The following is an 18,236-nucleotide window of genomic DNA, read 5'->3' as shown; positions in this document are numbered from 1 at the left end:
TCAGGGGGAGGCCGGGCGCAGCCGCTGCCAGAGTTCGGCGACTTCGTCGTCGACCTGTGCGGCCGGGTGTTCCGGCTCACTCAGGGTTTCCAGCAGGCGCGTCAGCAGCTCCACCCGGGGCAGCACCGGCCCGAAGAACAGCACCCGATCGCCCCGGCCCACCAGGACCGTGGGCAGGGTTTCCACGTCGAGGTCGCCCAGCAGCGCGGCCTCGTCCTCGATGTCCAGCCAGCGCCAGCGCAGGTGCGGGAGGCTGCTGGCCGTCTCGTCGATCACCGGTTTCCAGTCGCGGCAGGTGCCGCACCACTGGGCGCACAGGCTGACGACATGGAGGGGTTCAGCGACCAAGCGGTCCCCTGAGCTGCTGCACGTCCAGCGCGCTGACCGGCGGTGCCTGGTTGCCCCATTGGGTGCGCACATAGGTCAGCACGTCGGCCAGTTCCTGGTCGTTGAGCTGCAGCACGAACGGGGGCATGCCGAAGGGGCGCGGATGACCCTCGGTGGCCGGGCCGAAGCCGCCGTTGAGGACGATCTGCACCAGGTTGGCGGGGGAGGCCATGGTCACCGCGCGGTTGCCGGCCAGGGCCGGGTAGGCCGTGGTGCCCTGGCTGGTGATGCCTTCGCCCTGGTTGCCGTGGCATTGGGCGCAATGCTGCTCGTAGCGCTTGCCACCCACGCTGAGCGCGCGGCTGTCGGCGGCGGGCGGCTTCTCGCTGCGCGACGCGGGCGGCTTGGGCAACTGCTGGAGGTAGCTGGCCATGGCCCGCAGGTCGGCCGGTGCCCAGTGCTGCGTGCTGTGCTGCACCACCTCGGCCATGGGGCCGGAGACCAGCGCGTCGCGGGCGCGGCCGTCCTTGAACAGGGCGACGATCTCGTCGACGGACCAGTCCTGCAACCCGGCCTCCGCCGGATCGAGCAGCGAGGGGGCGTACCAGCGTTGCATGGGGATCAGCCCGCCGGAGAGGCCGAGCATGTCGCCCTGGCCGCCCAGCGCATCGCGCGGCACATGGCAGGCGCTGCAATGGCCCAGGCCGTTGACGAGGTAGGCGCCGCGCAGCATCTCGGGTGCGCGCGCGGCCGAGGTCGGCGGCTCCTCGGGGCCGGCCTCGAAGTACAGCGTGCGCCAGGCCTTGAGCGCGAGCTGCGTGTTGTAGGGCCAGCGGATGTCGTGCGGCGGCACCGGCGCGTCCACCGGGGGCAGGCTGCGGAAGTAGGCGTAGAGCGCGTCGCTGTCTTCGCGCGTGACCTGGGTGGTGTTGTTGTAAGGGAAGGCCGGGTTGAGCCAGCGGCCGTCCGGGACCCTGGCCATGGTGCATGGCGCGCCAGAAATCGTCGGCGCTCCAGGGGCCCAGGCCACTCTCGCTGGGGGTGAGGTTGCTGCCGTACACGGTGCCGAACGGCGTGGGCAGGGCATAACCGCCGGCGAACGGCTCGCCGCCGCGGGGGGTGTGGCAGGCCTGGCAGTTGCCCAGCACCGAGAGGTAGCGACCCCGCTCGATGGTGTTCGGATCGCGCAGGTCGGGGGCCGCCGCCGCGGGCGACACGGCGATGGGGCGTGCGGGCCAGGCCAGCCAGGCCAGCACGGCCCCGCCGATCAGCAGCAGCACGGCGAACGCGCGCAAGGCGATGCGGCTCATGGGCGGCCTCCCTTGGGCGGCATGGCACTGCCGCATTGCAGGGGCAGGGGCGCAGCACCGGGCGCCACGGCGTGGGTGTTCGCCGGCAGGCGCTGGGTGGAGAGCCAGGCGCTCACGGCCGCGATGTCGCGGATGTCCAGGCGCTGGGCGATGTCGGCCATGCAGTCGGGCGCGTGGGCCTTGCGCTGGCCGGTGCGCCAGGCGCCGAGCTGCGCGTTGAGGTAGTCGCGCGGCAGCCCCAGCAGGCCGGGCGTGGCGGGCTGCACGCCGGTGAGGGCCGCGCCGTGGCAGGCGACGCAGGCGGGCAGGCGGCGCGCGGCATCGCCATGCAGGGCCAGCTGTTCACCGCGCTGCAGTTCCTGCGGCGTGGCTTCCGCCTTGGCCGGCGCGGGGTAGGGCACGTCCATGGCGGCGAAGTGCTCGGCGATCTCCAGCAGGTAGGCGTCGCTCAGCGGGTCCACCATCTGTGTCATGAGGCGGTAGGTGCGCCGGCCATCGCGGAAATGCAGCAACTGGTTGTAGAGGTAGCCCGCCGGCTTGCCCGCCAGGCGCGGGTAGTAGCCATCGGGCGCGGCGCGGCCCTGGTTGCCGTGGCAGGCGGTGCAGGCCACCATGCGCTGGGCCATGGTGTCTTCGAAGGTGGGTGGCTGCGCGGCGGCCGGGAGCCCCACGCAGGCCAGGGCGAGCAGCAGGGAGGGGCGCCAGTGCGGTGGCAAGGTCAAGCGGGAGAACAGGGTCATGTCGTGGGGAACGTTGAGGGTGAGAGCGTGGACAGGGCGGTTCGGTTCCAGTCGGTCGGGCAGGGCAGGCCCGGGGCCAGCGCCGCCGCCACGGGGGCCAGGCGCTGGGGCAGGTCGGGGCCGAACAGCCATTCGTCTTCGCGGAAGAACACGTGTTCGAGGCGCAGCGTGCCAGCGAGGGCTTTCGCGGGCCAGTTTGCGCCAGTATCGGGCACGACCGACAGGCCGTCTTCCTCGCTGCGCAGCAGCACCCAGTGGTCCACCGGGCCGTTCAGGCGCACCGGCGCGATCAGGGAGAAGCCGGCCCACTGCAGGTTGGGCACCGGTTGGAGTTCACCGCGCAGCAGCCAGCCCCGGCCGGTGTCGTGCGCGTACAGCGCGTCGAACGAAGGGGCCACGGTGGCCGCCCGCTCGCCGCTCAGGAAGTCGGCCAGCCAGTGCTCGCGCAGGGCGACGTTGGGTGACTGGAGCAGCGCCTCGATGGCCAGGCGCTGGGCCCACAGCAGCCAGGCCGCGGCCGGGTCGTGCCGCGCCAGTTCGGCCGCGCCGGCCGCCAGCGCGGCCAGCCCTTCGCCCGCACCGCCCAGGTGGGCGGGCACGCCGCAGCGCAGCAGGCCGCTGTCCACCACCTCGCGCAGCGCGTCGAGGCCGGGTGGGGCCGGTGGTGGTTTCGTGGGTTCCAGGGACATGCCGCCATCGTGGCCCATGCTCATCTGATTCGCAAGATGCAGTTTTATTGAAAAAATACCAGATCAGAAGCGCCTGCTGATCTGTTCTGATCCGCTTGCATTGCGCCGCATCTGAGCCGTGGCAGATGCGGCGCACCGGGCGATACTGGCCCGATGATGTTCCCATTCCCTGATGATCTTGGGCCGCGCGCCAGGCGCGTGGCTGGGTGTGTGGCCGCCGCTGCGCTGCTGGCCGGCCTGCAGTGGCTGGGCGACGCCCTGGTGGCCTTGCTGGGTTGGCCCTTGCCCGGTTCGTTGCTGGGCTTGCTGATGCTGCTGGGCCTGCTGGCGCTGCGCGGTGGCGTGCCGCGCGGCCTGGACGAGGTCACCGCGCCGCTGCTGCGCCACCTGATGCTGTTCCTGATCCCCTCGGTCGCGGCCGTCGGGCTGTACGGCCACCTGCTGTGGCAGCACGCGGCGCTGTTCGCGCTGGCGGCCACGCTGGTGACGGCGTGCACCCTTGCTGTCACCGGCTGGACCCTGCACCGGCTGATGCGCCGGCGGCAACCGTGAGCGCGGCCGTGCTCTGGACGCTGGTGACGCTCGCGGCCTACGCGGCGGCGCTGTGGCTGTACCGGCGCAGCGGCCACCACCTGCTGTGTCTGCCGGTGCTCACTGGCACGGCCCTGGTGCTGGGCGCGCTGGCGCTGGCGGGCACGGGCTATCCCGTTTACGCCGAGGGCACCCGCCTGCTGCGCTGGCTCACCGGGCCGGCCATCATCGCGCTGGCCGTGCCGCTGTACCAGCAGGCTGCGCTGTTGCGGCGCATGGCGCTGCCGCTGCTGGGCGCCTTGCTGGCCGGGTGCCTGGCCTCGGTGCTGGGCACGCTGCTGCTGGCCCAGGGCCTGGGCTCGCCGATGCCTTTTGCGCTGTCGATCGCTCCCAAGGCCGCGACCATGCCGATCGCCATGCAGGCGGCGGAGCGGGCCGGCGGTCTGCCCGCGGTCGCGGCCCTGGCCGTGGTGCGCAGCCGGCGTGTTGGGCACCCTGTTCGCGGGCCCGGTGCTGCGGTTGCTGCGGCTGGACGATGCGACCACGCGCAGCTTCGCGCTGGGCCTGGTGGCGCACGCCATCGGCACCGCGCGCGCCCTGCAGACGCACCCCGGCAGCGTGGCCTTCGCCGCGCTGGCGATGGGCCTGAACGGCGTGTGCACCGCACTGGTGATCGCGCTGCTGGCGCGCTGGTTGTGACAGACCCGACGATGCGGCCGCTAAGATCGGCCGACCCCCTTCACGATGCCGATCCGATGAGTGGCGCCCGCCTCACCCGCTACCAGCAACTGGCCGAAGAAATCGCCGATGGCATCCGCGCCGGCCTGCTGCGCCCCGGCGAGCGCCTGCCCTCGGTGCGCCAGACCTGCGAGCAGCGCGGCGTGAGCCCGTCCACCGTGTTCCAGGCCTATGGGCAGCTGGAGTCGCAGGGGCTGGTGGAGGCGCGGGCCCGGTCGGGCTTCTTCGTGCGCGCGACGCGCCGCCCCGCGCGCTCCGCACCGCAGGCCGCACGGCCCAGTGGCGAGGCCACGCCGGTGGCCATCAGCGAACTGGTGTTCGAGCTGCTGGGCTCCACGCGCGACGCCGACGTGGTGCCGCTGGGCTCGGCCTTTCCGGCGCCGCACCTGTTCCCCTTCGACGCGCTGGCGCGCAGCGGCGCGCGCGCCATGCGCCGGCTGCCGGCGGCCCGCATCACCGGCGCGCTGACCGCGGGCGACGTGGGCCTGCGCCAGGCGGTGCGGCGGCGCTACGCGCTGCACGGCGTGCCGCTGGCCGAGGACGAACTGGTCATCACCAATGGCGCCATGGAAGCGCTCAACCTGTGCCTGCAGGCGGTGACCCAGCCCGGCGACGTGGTGGTGGTGGAGTCACCCACCTTCTACGCCGCGCTGCAGGCGCTCGAGCGCCTGCACCTCAAGGCGGTGGAGGTCGCCACCGATCCGCGCGAAGGCGTGGACCTGGACGCCCTGGCCGCGCTGCTGGAGCGCCAGTCGGTGGCGGCATGCTGGTTCATGCCCAGCTTCCAGAATCCGCTGGGCGCGCTGATGCCCCCCGAGCGCAAGCAGGCGCTGGTGGCCCTGCTGGCGCGCCACCGCGTGCCGCTGATCGAGGACGACGTGTACGGCGAGCTGCACGCCGGGGCGCGCCGCCCGCCGCCGGCCAAGGCCTTCGACCGCGAAGGCGGTGTGCTGCACTGCTCGTCGTTTTCCAAGTGCCTCGCGCCGGGCTACCGCGTGGGCTGGGCCGCGGCCGGGCGCTACGCCGGGGCGGTGGAGCGACTGAAGATGTCGAGCTCGCTGCGCCACCGCCATCCCGCCCCAGCTCGCGCTGGTGGACTACCTCGCGCAGGGCGGCTACGACCGCCACCTGCGCCGCTTGCGCGAGGCGCTCGCGGGCCAGCAGCAGCACGCGCTGCGCCTGGTGGAGCGCCACTTTCCGGCCGGCACGCGCGTCACGCGCCCGCTGGGCGGCTACTTTCTCTGGCTGGAGCTGCCGCCCACGGTGGACGCGCTCGCGCTGCACCACCGCGCGCGAGAACGCAACATCAGCACCGCGCCGGGTGTGCTGTTTTCGGCCGACCGGCGCTTCACGCACCACCTGCGGCTCAACGTCGGCCACCCCGGCGATCCCCGTTTCGATGCGGCGCTGCGCCTGCTGGGCGAGCTGGCGCAAACCGCCTGAGGACGGCCAGCGTCGATAATCCCCGGATGTCTTCCCCCAAAGTGCTGTTCGGCTTTCACGCCGTGGGTGTGCGCCTGAAAACCGCGCCGCAATCCATCATCGAGATCTACTACGAGCCGACCCGGCGCGACGCGCGCATGCGCCAGTTCCTGGACAAGGCGCGCGAAGCCAACGCCCGGCTGATCGAGGCCGACGGCCTGCGCATCGCCAAGCTGGCCGGCAGCCATGGGCACCAGGGCGTGGCCGCGCGCGTGGAAGCCGTGGCCCAGGTGCGTTCGCTCGACGACCTGCTCGAACAGCTCGAGCCCACCGGCATCCCGCCGCTGCTGCTGGTGCTCGACGGCATCACCGACCCGCACAACCTGGGTGCCTGCCTTCGCGTGGCCGACGGGGCCGGCGCGCACGCCGTGATCGCGCCCAAGGACCACGCGGCCGGCATCAACGCCACCGTGGCCAAGGTCGGCCAGCGGCGCGGCCGAGACCATGCCGTACTTCATGGTCACCAACCTCGCGCGCACGCTGGGTGAGCTCAAGGAACGCAACATCTGGGTCATCGGCACCAGCGACGACGCACCCAAGACGCTCTACCAAGTCGACCTCAAGGGCCCGGTGGCGCTCGTGCTCGGCGCCGAAGGCGCGGGCATGCGCCAGCTCACGCGCAAGACCTGCGACGAGCTGGTGAGCATCCCCATGGCCGGCGCCGTCGAGAGCCTGAACGTCTCGGTGCGCCAGCGGCGTGTGCCTCTACGAAGCCCTGCGCCAGCGCAGCTGAACACCATGCGGGACACGGTGCGCGGCTGGGTTCGGGACGCGCGCCACATCGCCGTGCTCACCGGCGCGGGCATGAGCGCCGAATCCGGTGTGCCCACCTTTCGCGACGCGCAGACCGGCCTGTGGGCGCATTTCGATCCGCAGGAACTCGCCACCGAGTCGGCCTTCCGGACCCACCCGCAGCGCGTGTGGGACTGGTACGCGCACCGCCGCGAGATGATCCGCGCCGTGTCGCCCAACGCAGGCCATGCGGCGCTGGCGGCTTTCGCGCGGCAGCACCCGGGGCGCCTGACCCTGATCACCCAGAACGTGGACGGACTGCACCAGCGCGCCGGGAACACCGACGCCCTGGCCCTGCACGGCAGCATCGCCGAAGACCGCTGGCTCGATGCGCCGCGCGCCTGCTGCCAGCCCGACGCCATCCAGGCCGGCCATCCGCCGCGCTGCCCGGTGTGCGGCAACCTGCGGCGCCCGGCCGTGGTCTGGTTCGGTGAAAACCTGCCGGCCGATGCGCTCGAAGCCGCCGAACACGCCGCGCGCCACTGCGACCTGATGCTGGTCGTGGGCACCTCCGGCGAGGTCTACCCGGCGGCGGGCCTGGCCTTCACGGCCCACCAGAGCGGCGCGCGGGTGGTCATCGTCAACCCCGAGCCGACCCCGCTGGACGTGGTGGCCGAGACCTGTCTGCGGGAGACGGCGGCGGCGTGCCTGCCGGCCTTGCTGGCCTGAACCGGGTTACGCTGTCGTTCACCCCTCCCACCTCACCCGCACAGGAGACGACCCATGACCCACCCCGTCCTCGACACATGGCACAACCTGGTGCAGACCCGCAACGCCAGAGGCCTGCGCGAGCTGCTGGCCGATGAGGTGGTGTTCCATTCGCCGGTCGTGCACACGCCGCAGGCCGGCAAGGCGGTGACGACGCAGTACCTCGCGGCGGCGTTCCAGGTTTTCTTCAATGCCTCGTTCCGCTACGTGCGCGAGGTCGTCGGGCCGCGCGACGCGGTGCTGGAGTTCCAGGTGGAGATCGACGGCATCACCGTCAACGGCGTGGACATGATCCGCTGGAACGACGAGGGCCGCATCACCGATTTCAAGGTCATGATCCGCCCGCTCAAGGCCATCAACCTGATCCACCAGAAGATGGCGGCGATGCTGCAGGCGAACCAGTAGGCCGGGCCTCAAGGGGCGAGCTCGGCGAGGTCTCCCGTTGCCAGCCAGCGCAGCACCTGATCTCTGTGGCCGTCGAGCACCGGTGCCGGGCCGCTGTGCGGCGCAATGCCGCCGGAGAATTTCACAGGGAAGTCCACGACGCGGCTGCCACCATCGTCGCAGGGGCGCGACACGCCGCGCGCCACGACGTGCGGATCGTCCAGCAGCTCGTCGTATGCCAGCACCGGTGACCAGGGGATGTCGCGGGTGCCGAACTGTTCCGCCCACTGCCCCAGGGTCTTCGTGGCGAAGAGCGCTTTCAACAGGCCGTTGAGTCGGCGTTTGTGGCGAAGCCTGTCGGGCCTCGAGGCAAAGTCCGCGGCGCCCAGGGCAGGGCAGTCCGGCGCCAGGGCGTCGCGCAGGTTGTCCCAGAACTTCTCCTCCAGGATGCCGAGCGCGATGAAGCGGCCGTCCGCGGTGGCGAAGAGGTCGTTGTCGGGCATCACATGGCCCATCTTCTCGATGTCCTTGCCGGTTTTGCGCACCATGCTGTCGATGCCTGGGATGGTCCAGGCGGTCATGGCGTCGTGCAGCGACACGTCCAGGTGCTGGCCCTGGCCGCTCAGGCGCGCCGTCATCATCGCCACCACCAGCGACAAGGCCGCGTACATCGAACCGCAGTAGTCCGACAGGCGCACGTTGGGCCGCCCGGTGTGGTTGTCCACCTGCGAGGGCACGGCCCAGTAGCCGGCCAGCGCCAGGTAGTTCAGGTCGTGCCCCGCGCGCTGCGCATAGGGGCCGGTCTGGCCGAAGCCCGAGATCGAGCACAGCACCAGGGCCGGGTTCATTTCGCGCAAGGCCTCATAGCCCACGCCCAGGCGGTCCATCACGCCGGGGCGAAACCCTTCGATCAAGGCTTGGCTGCGCCGCGCCAGGCCCTTGAGCACGGCCTGGTCATCCGCATTTTTCAGGTCCAGCGCGATGGAGAGCTTGCCCCGGTTGTACTTGGCGAAGGTGTCGGCACCCAGCGCGCGGCCCGAATCGCCGCCCTGCGGGCGCTCGACCTTGATGACGGTGGCGCCCAGTTGCTGCAGCAACATGGCGGTGTGAGGGCCCGGGTGGAGCTGGCCGAGGTCGAGCACGACCTGGCCCGTCAGGCAGGTGGGAGGGACAGCGGTGTTCATGCCAGGATCGCTTTCGCGATGGTGTTGCGCTGGATCTCGCTGGTGCCGGTGAGGATGCGGTACAGCCGCAGCCGGCGAAAGGCGAACTCCACCGGGTGGTTCTTGGTGACGCCCACGTTGCCGTGGATCTGCACCGCCTTGTCGGCGATCTCGAAACACTTCTCCGACACGAAGAGCTTGCACATCGCGCCCTCCATGCGCACGTCGCCGCCTTCGTCGGCCTTCTGTGCCGCGGCCAGCACCATGCCTTCGCAGGCGTACAGCCCGGTCGCCATGTCGGCGAGCATGTGCTGGATGGCCTGGAAGCGGCTGATGGGGCCGCCGAACTGGCGGCGTTGCTGGGCGTATTCGAGCGAGAGGCGCAGGCACAGGCGCGCCAGGCCGATCATGTTGGGGCAGTGCAGCAGGCGGTTGACGTTGACGCGCGCCATCGCGATCTTGAAACCACCGCCTTCTTCACCGATCAGGTTGGCGCGCGGCACCCGCACCTGGTCGAAATGGATGTCGGCATCGACATGCTGGCCCGTCATCGGCAGGTAGTCGTAGGTGAGCGAGACGCCGAGTGCGTCGAGGTCGACCAGGATGGCCGAGATGCCCTGGGCGCCGGCGTCCGGGTCGGTCACGCACATCACCACGGCGAAGTCGGCGAACGCGGACGCGGTGATGTAGTGCTTGTGCCCCGTGATGATGTAGTCGTCGCCGTCGCGCACGGCGCGGGTCTGGATGCTGGCGGCGTCGGAGCCGGACTGGGTTTCCGTCATCGCGAAACAGGCGCCTTTTTCGCCGCGCGCCACCGGCAGCATGTAGTGCTCCAGCTGGTAGGGCGAGGCGTACTTCACGAGGTTGCCGATGCGCGAGGGGCCGCCCCAGTCACCCAGGACGTGAGGGAAGAGCACGGCGCCCGAGGCCGCCACGTCGGCCTTGAGGATGGCCAGATCGCGCACGCTCAGACCCAGGCCGCCCAGCTCCGGCGGCAACTGCAGCCCATAAAATCCGAGTTCGCGCGAGCGCTTCCAGATGGTCTTGGCGAAGTCTCTCGAGAGCTTGTCCTCGTAGGCGATGCCGGCCGATTTTTCGAAGGGGATCAGCTCTTCGTTCAGGTAGGCGTTGAGCCGTTCGCGAAGGCTGGCGAGGTCGGGATAGGTCGCTGTCGTCATGGTGGTGTGCCCGTGAAAAGTGGGTGTCGGGTGGATCATGTCGCGCGGATCGGGCGCGGCGATCCGCAAGTGCCTGGGTTCGATAACCTTCGGGAATAACGTGCGAATCGAAGATCTCAACTACTTCATTGCGGTCGCGGAAACCGGCCATGTGGGGCGCGCTTCGCAGCGGCTGGGCCAGAGCCAGCCGGCGCTGACCAAGGGCATCCAGCGGCTGGAGCGCGAACTCAAGCTGCAGCTGTTCGAGCGCACCGCGCGCGGCATGGAGCTCACCACGGCGGGCACGGCGTTTTTCCAGCGCGCGCGCCATGTGCGGGTGAGCCTGGACGACGCCATCAAGGAGGCCAACGACCTCCACCTGGGCAAGAAGGGCCTGGTGCGCGTGGGCGTGGCACCGACCTACTCGGAGATGTTCTTCGGCCAGGCCTGTGCCGAGCTGCTGCGGCAGCGGCCGGCGGCGCGGGTGCAGGTCATGATCGGCCTGAACGATCAGCTGCTCGCGGCCCTGCAGTTCGGTGACCTGGACATCGCCATCAGCGCGCTGCCCGCGCACGAGACACCGGAGTTCACGCAGCTGCCGCTGTTCCGCGACGACATCCACGTGGTCGCGCGCGCCGATCACCCGATGCTGGAGTCGACCTCCCTCCGGTTGAAGGACCTGGCGGACGCCTCGTGGGTCCTGCCCGGCCGCAACGTCGCGGCCCGGCGGTCCCTGGAAGCGCGCTTCGCCGAGCACGGCCTGCCGGAGCCCAACGTGGTGGTGGAGTCCAACTCGTCGGTCACCGCGCTGGCCAGCGTGGTGCGCACCACCGACCTGTTGAGCGTGATCCCGGCGTCGGTCCTGTCACGGCCCCAGGGGACGGGCCTCAAGCCCCTGGCCTTGGCGCAGGCGGTGTGGCCCCGCACGATCGGCATCTCGATGCGCAAGGCCGCCTACCTTTCTCCGCTGGCCGAGCGCCTGGTCGAGCTGTTGAAGGCGCACGGCCCCGTCTGAGTGGCGCCTCAGTCGGCGGTGATCTTGTTGTCGCGCACGATCTTGCCGTAGGCCTCGACTTCGGACGCGATGAACTTCTGGAACTGTTCGGCGGTGGTGGATTCGATCCGGAACCCCATTTCCTCCATCCGCTGCCGGTTGGCCGGGCTGTCCTGGAAGGCCCGCACCACGCCGTGCCAGCGCGCCACGATCTCGGCCGGCATCTGGCGCTGACCCGCAATCCCCAGCCAGCTGCCGGCGTTGAGTTCCGGGTAGCCCACTTCGGACAGCGCGGGCACGTTGGGCAGGGCGCGTGAACGGCCCTTGCTCGTGACCGCCAGGGCGCGGATGCGGCCCGCGTTCAGGAATTCCTGGGCGGGGGCGATGCCGATGATGCCCAGGTTGACCTGCCCACCGGAGAGGTCGGTCAGCGCGTTGGCGCCGCCCCGGTAGGGGATGTGGGTGATGTCCACGCCGTAGTGCGCCTTGATCATCTCGAAGGTGAGGTGCATCGAGGTGCCCATGCCCGGCGTCGCGTAGTTCAGCTTGCCGGGGTTTTTCTTGGCATAGGCCACCAGCTCGGCCATGCTGTGGATCGGCATGGCGGCGTTCACCAGCACCACGTGGGGCGTGATGCTGACCATGGAGATGGGTGAAAAGTCCTTGGTCACGTCGTAGCCCGGCTTGGCGTAGAGGGACTTCGCGATCGCGTGGTTGCCGCCCAGCACGAGCAAGGTGTAGCCGTCGGGCGCCGCGTTGGCGACCCGCGCCGCGCCGATGTTGCCGCCGCTGCCCGCCACGTTTTCAACCACCACCGGCTGCTGCAGTTCCGTGCTGGCGAACTGCGCCAGCATGCGCGCGACGATGTCGAATTGGCCGCCCGCGCTGAACGGGATGATGAGTTTGATGGGGCGGTCCGGGTAGCGCCCCTGGGCGTGCGCGGGCAGTCCCAGGGCCAGCAGTCCGCCGGCGAGGCCGCCCAGAAGAAGAGTGCGTTTGGTCAGCATGCGTGAGGTCTCCAGAGAATTTTGATCTGGCTCGATTCTCTGGCGCCAGGGCCCATGGCGCGATTCCGCGGCGGGCGATATCGATGCCCCAGCGGCATGAGCGCGGCCATTCCCGGCGGGCATCGGGATCGCTCGGGGCCTTATCGGTCGGGCCTGTGGCCGATCCTACGATCCGTTCACTTTCATTCTTTGCGAGGAATCCCCGTGAACCAAGGCCGATTTTTGACCCGCAGCGCCCGCTACTGGCCGCAGCGCCCCGCCATTCTTTTTCACGACCGGGTGATCACCTACCGCGAACTCGACGAGCGCTCCAGCCGGCTCGCCAACGCGCTGATCGCCCTGGGCGCGCAGAAGGGCGATCGGGTGCTCGTCCAGTCGTTCAACCGCCCGGAGCTGATCGAGTTCGAGTGCGCCATGTACAAGGCCGGTCTGGTGAAGGTTGCCCTCAATGCGCGCCTCTCGCCCGAAGAGATGGTGGAGTCCGCCAACAGCTCGCAGGCGAAGATCATGCTCGTCGGGCCCGAGCACGTGGCTTCGGTGGTGCAGCAGGCCGGCCGGTTGACGGACATCCGCACCCTGGTGGCGCTGGAGAACGGGCCGCAAGGCTTTCTGGACTACGAGGCGCTGCTGGCGGCAGCCTCGCCGGTGTCGCCCGACGTGGAGATGGAGGCCTCCGATCTCGCGGTGCTGCATTTCACCTCGGGCTCGACCGGCAAGGTCAAGGCCTCGATGCAGACGGTGGGCAACCGCCTGGCGTCGCTGCGCAAGGTCGTCATGGGCCGGCTGCGGGCCAAGCCCGGCGACGTGCTGGCGCTGGCCGGGCCCGTCACGCACGCCAGCGGCATGTTCATCCAGCCCTTCCTGTTCCAGGGCGGCACCATCCTGCTGCACGACCGCTTCGATGCCGAGGTGTTCATGGCCTCCGTGCAAAAGCACCGCGTGACCGCCTGCTTCCTGGTGCCGACCATGATCAACATGATCCTCGCGCACCCGCGCCTGAAGGCGTTCGACCTCAGCTCGCTGCGCGATGTCACCTACGGCTCGGCCCCGATCGCGCCCTCGCGCATCAAGGAGGCGTGGAAGGCCTTCGGGCCGGTCCTGTCGCAAGGTTATGGCGCGGGCGAGACCACGGGCGGGCTGGTGATCCTGACGGCGGAGGACCACCGCATCGCGATCGAAGAAGGCCGCGAAGAACTGCTGCTCTCCTGTGGCCGCGCGTTCGGTGAATCCCGTGTGCGCCTGGTGGACGACGCCGGTCAGGAGGTGCCGCTGGGCGAGGTTGGCGAGATCGTGATCCAGGGCCCCGATGTGTTCGCCGGCTACTGGCGCGAGCCCGAGATCACCGCCGACACCTTGAAGAACGGGTGGCTGCACACCGGGGACCTGGCCCGCATGGACGAACTCGGCTACCTCTCGATCGTCGATCGCAAGAAGGAGATGATCATCTCCGGCGGCTTCAACGTGTACCCCAGTGAAGTGGAGCTGGCCTTGTACCGGCACCCCGCGGTCTACGAAGTCTGCGTGGTGGGGGTGCCCGATGCCACCTGGGGCGAAGCGATCAAGGCGGTGGTCGTCAAGCGCGAGGGGCACGAGGTGACCGCCGACGAGCTGGTGGACCACTGCCGCCAGTTCCTGGCGGACTTCAAGAAGCCCCGTTCGGTCGACTTCGTGTCGGAGCTGCCCAAGAACGCGAACGGCAAGCTCTCGCGCAAGGAGCTGAAGGAGCGCTACTGGGATGGGCAGGCCCGGCGCGTCGCGTGATGCCGGCCGCGCAGATCGAGCGCGTGGCCGCGCTGGCCGAGCGCCACACGGTGGACGCCCTGGGCGTGCGCGTGTGCTGGCGCCGCTTCGGTCGCGGCGGCCCGCCGCTGGTCCTGCTGCATGGCGGATATGGGAACTGGATGCACTGGATCCGCAATGTGGAGGCGCTGTCGGCGGCGCACGAGCTGTGGGTGCCCGACATGCCGGGCTTCGGCGAATCCGGCGCCTTGCCGCCCGAGGTGCCGAGGGCCGCACGGCTGGAGGCGCTGGTGGTGCACCTGACGGCCGCCCTGGACGCCTTGCTCGGGCCGGAGGCCCGGTTCGGTCTCGCGGGGTTTTCGTTCGGGTCGCTGGTGCGCATGGGCGTGGCCGAGCGCACCGGGCGGGTCCGGCGCCTGGCGCTGGTGGGGCCAGCGGGCCATGGGTCCGGGCGCCAGCGCGAGATCAGGCTCGTGGACTGGCGCCAGGCGGACGGCGCGGCGCGCACCCGCGACCTGCTTTGGCGCAATCTGGCCGAACTCATGATCGCCCCGGCCAGCGACATCGACGCGATGGCCCTGGACATCCACGAGCGCGCCTGCAGGGCCGCGCGCTTTCAGAGCCGGCACTTCTCGCAGTCGGCGCACCTGCCCACCGCTCTGGCGGCCTTCGATGCGCCGGTGCTCGGCGTCTGGGGACGGAGGACGCGACCGGCCTGGCCGAGCGCGTGGCATCGACCCTGGGCCTGGGCACGGCCGAACGGCCCTGGGCCGTGGTGGAAGGGGCGGGCCACTGGGTGCAATACCAGCGGCCCGATGAGGTCAACGACCTGCTGCTGAACTGGTTTGCGCCTTCAGACCAGGCCTAGCGCGCCCAGCAAGCCGCCCGCGCCGATCATCCACAGCAGGTGCATCTTCGTGCGCCACACCAGCACGGTGGTGACGGCGGTGAGCAGCCACAGCGGCCAGTCGCGCGCGGGGTGCTCGTGCGAGCCGGTGAGCAGCCAGCCGGTGGCGATCAGCAGCGCGATCACGATCGGGGCCATGCCGGTCTTGAAGGCGCGCACCGCGCGCAGCTCGCGGTTCTGGTGCGCCCAGCGCGTGGCGGTGTAGGTCAGCACCGACGAAGGCAGCAGGATCGCCACCATGGTGACCAGCACGCCGAACAGGCCGAGGGCCCAGGCCAGCCAGCCGGCCGACGGGCCACCGCCCGCGTTGAGGCCCACGTTCCAGCCCAGCACGGCGACGAACAGCACGTTCGGTCCGGGCGCGGCCTGCGAGATGGCGATGGACGAGGTGAACTGCGCCTCGCTCAGCCAGCCGTTCTGCAGGACGAGGTAGCGGTGCATGTCGGGCGCGGTGGTGATCGCGCCGCCCACGGCCAGCAGCGAGAGCGAGGCAAAGTGGGTGAAGAGGTCGAGCCAGTTGGCCGGGGTGGGCAGCATCATGCTCAGGCGTCTCCCTTCCTGGCGCGGTCGGCGTCGACGTCGCTCAACACCCGGTAGGCCCACAGGCAGGCCCCCCCGCCGATGCTGAGCAGCACCCACAGCAGGGGCCAGCGCAGCAGCCCGATGGCGATGAAGGTGAGCACCGCCAGGAAGACGCACATGCCCATGCCCAGGGCGTTCTTGTTCAGCGCCCCGATGAGTTTGATGCCGGTGGCGGCGACCAGGCCGGCCGCCACCGCGCCCATGCCGCGCAGCGCGTTCTGCGCCACGGCGCTGTCGGCCACGCTGCCGTAGAGCGCGGCCAGCAGCAGCACCAGCACCATGGGCGCGGTCAACATGCCGGCCAGCGCCGCCAGGGCGCCCGGCAGGCCGAAATAGCGCCCGCCGATCATCATGGAGAGGTTGACCACGTTGGGGCCCGGCATGATCTGCGCGACGGCCCAGTCCTCCACGAACTGCTCGCGGCTCATCCAGCGCTTCTTCTCCACCAGCTCGCGCTGCACCACCGCCAGCACACCGCCAAAACCCTGCAGGGCCAACCAGGTGAAGGAGACGAACAGGTCGGTTTTCGACTGCGGGTGCTGGAGAGGGAGGGTGTCGGGGGCGGTCTGGGCGGGCGGCATGCCCGGATTATCGGGCCGCGGTGGCCCGGGCCAGGGGCAGGCAGATGTCGGTGAGCAGGTCGGCCGGCGCGGTGTCGCGCGGGTTGTTGAGGTACTCCTCGAACACCGGCGCGTCGCCCACCTCGTGGCCGCTGTTCACGAGCCAGTGGCCGTACAGCCACTGGTAGGCCGCGCGCATGGTGGCGTAGGGCCCGCGGTGGCGCAGCACGGCGCAGGGTCCGCCACCCACCTCGAAGGCGACGAGGGGCGGCACCACCTCGGCGCTGTCGGGCACGGACAGGCCGGCGCGCGAGCACAGCTGGCGCTCGGGCACCGAGGACGGGTCGTCGAAATACTCGGCGATCCAGCGCGAGGCTGGCCCCACCTGGCCGCGCGCGGCCAGTTGCACGTAGCTGCGCTCGAACGCCTTGCCGATGGCGATGTACGAGCCCTTGTGGTCCAGGCCGGCCAGGCGCACGCGCGGGATCTCCCGCACGCTCACCTCGTAGCCCGCGGGCGCGGCGCTCGCCGCCTGCGCCGTGCGAAAGGCCACGTGGTTGCCATGCTGGCGGTACTGCAGCGGGCTCATGCCGTAGGCCGTGCGGAAGGCGCGCGCGAAGGACTGGGCATTGGGGTAGCCGCAGCGGCGCGCGAGCTGCTCCACCGGCAGGCTGGTGTTGGCCAGGTAGCCCGTGGCCCAGTGCAGGCGCAGCCGCCGAACGGTGACCGCGATGGTCTCGCCGTGCAGCGCGTGGTAGACGCGGTGCCAGTGGTAGGGCGAGAGGTGCGCCACCTCGGCCAGCCGGTGCAGGTCGAGCGGCTCGTCCAGGTGGTCGTGCAGGTAGGCGATCACGCGGCCCAGGCGCTGCTGGTAGTCGGTCCAGCCGTGGCCCGGGTTCATGCGTTGGCGCCGTGCCGCAGGCCGATGAGGATGTCGATCTGCCCGTCGGCGCGGTAGCGTTCGCAGTCGGCCACGTAGGCCTTGGGCAGGTCGTCGCGCTGCCAGACCGCCTGCCACGCGGGGCCCACCTGGTCGAAGCGGCCCTGGGGCACGGGGAAGACCGCGCGCGGCGAGGCCGGCAGCACGGCGTGGCTCATGCCGGGTGGCACGGCCTGCGTGCTGCTCACCGGCGCGCCGATGATGAGCGAATAGACGCCCTCGTTGTTCACGCCCGCGTTCTCGAAGTGCGTGTAGACCGCGTACACCTCGTCGGAGAGCTTGCCCGGGATGCGCGCGAGCACGCCTTCCTCGGTGAAGCGCTGCCAGTGCGGCGGGATGGTCCGCATGGCCTCGTGGTTGTCGGTCCTGAGTTCGATGCCGATGATGCGCACGGCGCGGTCTTGCTGTTCGAGGTGCATGGAAGGCTCCTGAAAGGGATCGGGGTCGAGGCCTTCAATCTAGCCGCGCCGGGCTGACATTTCTTGCGGAGTTGCGCCGCAGGCCCTCACAGCGTCAATTCCCAGGTCTCGCCCACCAGGTCCTTGCCATAGCCGTGGTGCGCCTCGCTGTGCACCAGCGTGAAGCCGCGCCTGGCATAGATGGCGCGCGCGGCGCTCAGGATGCTGTTGGTCCACAGCACCATTTTGCGGTAGCCCTTGGCGCGCGCGAAGGCCAGGCATTCGTCGGTGAGGCGCCCGCCCAGGCCCAGGCCGCGCGCGGCGGGGCTCAGGATGAGCAGGCGCAGCTGGGCCTCGGTCTCGCTCTTGCGCACCACGAAGACCGAACCCACGCGCTCGCCGTCGAGCTCGGCGATCCAGCCGCGTTCCCAGGCCGGGTCGTGCCGGCGGATCATGCCCGCCGCGATCTCGGCGACCAGGGCCTCGAACTCGCTGTTCCAGCCGTACTCGCGGGCGTAGATCTCGCCGTGCTGCTGCACCACCCAGCCCATGTCGCCGGGGCGCACGTCGCGCAGCACGGCGGTGCGGGCGGCGGGGGCGCTGCCGGCGTCGAGCAGGCCTTGCGCGCGCGCGAGCGCGGCCATGAGCGCCTGGCGCTGATCGGGCGCCAGCGGGGCCAGCAGGTGGGCGGCCTCGTCGCGCGAACGTTGCTGCAGGGGCTCGAAGGCGGTGCGGCCCTCGGCGGTCAGGCTCAGCGCGTGCTGCCGGGCGTCGTTGGGCAGCGGGGTGCGCGTGATCCAGCCGGCGCTGGTGAAGCGGCGCACGATGCGGCTGAGGTAACCGGCGTCGAGCACCAGTCGGCGCCCGAGCTCGCTGGCGGTGCAGGGCGCGTGGTGCGCCAGCTCGTAAAGCACGCGCACCTCGGTGAGCGAGAACGCGCTGCCCAGGTAGGGGTCGAGCAGGCCGGTGCGCTGGGTGTAGAAGCGGTTGAAGGCGCGCAGCGCGCGCACCTGGGCGGGGTCAACGGGGGATGTCATGCCCCCGATTCTGGTTCAGTTATTTGACTTTGGCAAGAAACTATTTGACG

18 protein-coding genes and 4 pseudogenes are annotated in these 18,236 nt (G+C 70.5%); 10 read left to right on the top strand and 12 right to left on the bottom strand.

Annotated elements, in window-relative coordinates:
- The 4 genes and pseudogenes from ACFJGX_RS18975 to ACFJGX_RS18960 form a co-directional block, all read right to left on the bottom strand.
- Nucleotides 1-348, bottom strand: coding sequence for a thioredoxin family protein (locus ACFJGX_RS18975; RefSeq protein ID WP_382324447.1), 348 nt, complete (start codon nt 346-348; stop codon nt 1-3).
- Nucleotides 338-1,637: pseudogene (locus tag ACFJGX_RS18970) on the bottom strand (c-type cytochrome). The gene ACFJGX_RS18975 and the pseudogene ACFJGX_RS18970 overlap by 11 nt, the downstream one beginning before the upstream one ends.
- Nucleotides 1,634-2,377, bottom strand: coding sequence for a c-type cytochrome (locus tag ACFJGX_RS18965; RefSeq protein ID WP_382324451.1), 744 nt, complete (start codon nt 2,375-2,377; stop codon nt 1,634-1,636). Before ACFJGX_RS18965 ends, ACFJGX_RS18970 begins: the two are co-directional and overlap by 4 nt.
- A complete protein-coding gene (locus ACFJGX_RS18960) occupies nt 2,374-3,066 on the bottom strand; it encodes an acyl-CoA dehydrogenase family protein (protein WP_382324453.1) in 693 nt (230 codons plus the stop codon). Before ACFJGX_RS18960 ends, ACFJGX_RS18965 begins: the two co-directional genes overlap by 4 nt.
- A 210-nt stretch (nt 3,067-3,276) precedes the next feature.
- Between ACFJGX_RS18960 and ACFJGX_RS18955 the strand changes: the two genes are divergently transcribed.
- From ACFJGX_RS18955 to ACFJGX_RS18925, 7 genes and pseudogenes are all read left to right on the top strand, one after another.
- Nucleotides 3,277-3,618 (top strand): CidA/LrgA family protein, encoded by a 342-nt coding sequence (locus ACFJGX_RS18955; protein ID WP_382324455.1) that lies wholly within the window; start codon nt 3,277-3,279, stop codon nt 3,616-3,618.
- A pseudogene (locus tag ACFJGX_RS18950) lies at nt 3,510-4,013 on the top strand (LrgB family protein); the annotation flags it as partial. The gene ACFJGX_RS18955 and the pseudogene ACFJGX_RS18950, both read left to right, overlap by 109 nt.
- Nucleotides 4,014-4,080: 67 nt before the next feature.
- Complete coding sequence (locus tag ACFJGX_RS18945) at nt 4,081-4,296, top strand: LrgB family protein (protein WP_382328745.1); 216 nt, start codon at nt 4,081-4,083, stop codon at nt 4,294-4,296.
- A gap of 56 nt (nt 4,297-4,352) precedes the next feature.
- Nucleotides 4,353-5,778 (top strand): annotated as a pseudogene (locus tag ACFJGX_RS18940) (PLP-dependent aminotransferase family protein).
- A gap of 26 nt (nt 5,779-5,804) precedes the next feature.
- Nucleotides 5,805-6,550: pseudogene (gene rlmB, locus ACFJGX_RS18935) on the top strand (23S rRNA (guanosine(2251)-2'-O)-methyltransferase RlmB).
- Nucleotides 6,551-6,555: 5 nt separating this feature from the next.
- Entirely contained in the window at nt 6,556-7,278 is a 723-nt protein-coding gene (locus tag ACFJGX_RS18930; RefSeq protein WP_382326791.1) for an NAD-dependent deacetylase, read from the top strand.
- Between the two features lie 54 nt (nt 7,279-7,332).
- Nucleotides 7,333-7,722, top strand: coding sequence for a nuclear transport factor 2 family protein (locus tag ACFJGX_RS18925; RefSeq protein ID WP_382324457.1), 390 nt, complete (start codon nt 7,333-7,335; stop codon nt 7,720-7,722).
- 8 nt (nt 7,723-7,730) lie between these two features.
- Here ACFJGX_RS18925 and ACFJGX_RS18920 read toward each other — a convergent pair whose 3' ends face one another.
- Both ACFJGX_RS18920 and ACFJGX_RS18915 read right to left on the bottom strand, forming a co-directional pair.
- On the bottom strand, nt 7,731-8,885 hold the full coding sequence (locus tag ACFJGX_RS18920; protein WP_382324459.1) for a CaiB/BaiF CoA transferase family protein: 1,155 nt from the start codon (nt 8,883-8,885) through the stop codon (nt 7,731-7,733).
- A complete protein-coding gene (locus ACFJGX_RS18915; RefSeq protein WP_382324461.1) occupies nt 8,882-10,042 on the bottom strand; it encodes an acyl-CoA dehydrogenase family protein in 1,161 nt (386 codons plus the stop codon). Before ACFJGX_RS18915 ends, ACFJGX_RS18920 begins: the two co-directional genes overlap by 4 nt.
- Nucleotides 10,043-10,142: 100 nt before the next feature.
- Here ACFJGX_RS18915 and ACFJGX_RS18910 point away from each other — a divergent pair, with 100 nt between their 5' ends.
- A complete protein-coding gene (locus ACFJGX_RS18910) occupies nt 10,143-11,036 on the top strand; it encodes a LysR family transcriptional regulator (RefSeq protein ID WP_382326789.1) in 894 nt (297 codons plus the stop codon).
- An 8-nt stretch (nt 11,037-11,044) separates the two neighbouring features.
- Here the strand turns inward: ACFJGX_RS18910 and ACFJGX_RS18905 are convergent, their stop codons facing one another.
- Complete coding sequence (locus ACFJGX_RS18905) at nt 11,045-12,022, bottom strand: Bug family tripartite tricarboxylate transporter substrate binding protein (protein ID WP_382324465.1); 978 nt, start codon at nt 12,020-12,022, stop codon at nt 11,045-11,047.
- A 204-nt stretch (nt 12,023-12,226) separates the two neighbouring features.
- Here ACFJGX_RS18905 and ACFJGX_RS18900 point away from each other — a divergent pair, with 204 nt between their 5' ends.
- Nucleotides 12,227-13,783 (top strand): long-chain fatty acid--CoA ligase, encoded by a 1,557-nt coding sequence (locus ACFJGX_RS18900; protein ID WP_382324467.1) that lies wholly within the window; start codon nt 12,227-12,229, stop codon nt 13,781-13,783.
- A complete protein-coding gene (locus ACFJGX_RS18895) occupies nt 13,783-14,601 on the top strand; it encodes an alpha/beta fold hydrolase (protein WP_382326788.1) in 819 nt (272 codons plus the stop codon). The genes ACFJGX_RS18900 and ACFJGX_RS18895 overlap by 1 nt, the downstream gene beginning before the upstream one ends.
- A gap of 14 nt (nt 14,602-14,615) precedes the next feature.
- Here ACFJGX_RS18895 and ACFJGX_RS18890 read toward each other — a convergent pair whose 3' ends face one another.
- From ACFJGX_RS18890 to ACFJGX_RS18870, 5 genes are all read right to left on the bottom strand, one after another.
- Nucleotides 14,616-15,209, bottom strand: a complete 594-nt coding sequence (locus tag ACFJGX_RS18890; protein WP_382158369.1) for a chromate transporter — start codon at nt 15,207-15,209, stop codon at nt 14,616-14,618.
- A gap of 2 nt (nt 15,210-15,211) precedes the next feature.
- Nucleotides 15,212-15,832, bottom strand: a complete 621-nt coding sequence (locus ACFJGX_RS18885) for a chromate transporter (protein WP_382324469.1) — start codon at nt 15,830-15,832, stop codon at nt 15,212-15,214.
- A gap of 7 nt (nt 15,833-15,839) precedes the next feature.
- Nucleotides 15,840-16,712 (bottom strand): GyrI-like domain-containing protein, encoded by an 873-nt coding sequence (locus ACFJGX_RS18880; protein ID WP_382326787.1) that lies wholly within the window; start codon nt 16,710-16,712, stop codon nt 15,840-15,842.
- A complete protein-coding gene (locus tag ACFJGX_RS18875; protein WP_382324473.1) occupies nt 16,709-17,170 on the bottom strand; it encodes a GyrI-like domain-containing protein in 462 nt (153 codons plus the stop codon). Before ACFJGX_RS18875 ends, ACFJGX_RS18880 begins: the two co-directional genes overlap by 4 nt.
- 86 nt (nt 17,171-17,256) lie before the next feature.
- Entirely contained in the window at nt 17,257-18,186 is a 930-nt protein-coding gene (locus ACFJGX_RS18870) for a GNAT family N-acetyltransferase (RefSeq protein WP_382324475.1), read from the bottom strand.
- Nucleotides 18,187-18,236 lie beyond the last annotated feature (50 nt).

It is taken from the genome of Hydrogenophaga sp. UC242_50 (assembly GCF_042697355.1).
Taxonomy (GTDB): domain Bacteria; phylum Pseudomonadota; class Gammaproteobacteria; order Burkholderiales; family Burkholderiaceae_C; genus Hydrogenophaga.
The sequence above is the reverse complement of the archived record's forward strand: the minus strand, read 5'-3'. Positions and strand labels throughout refer to the sequence as shown.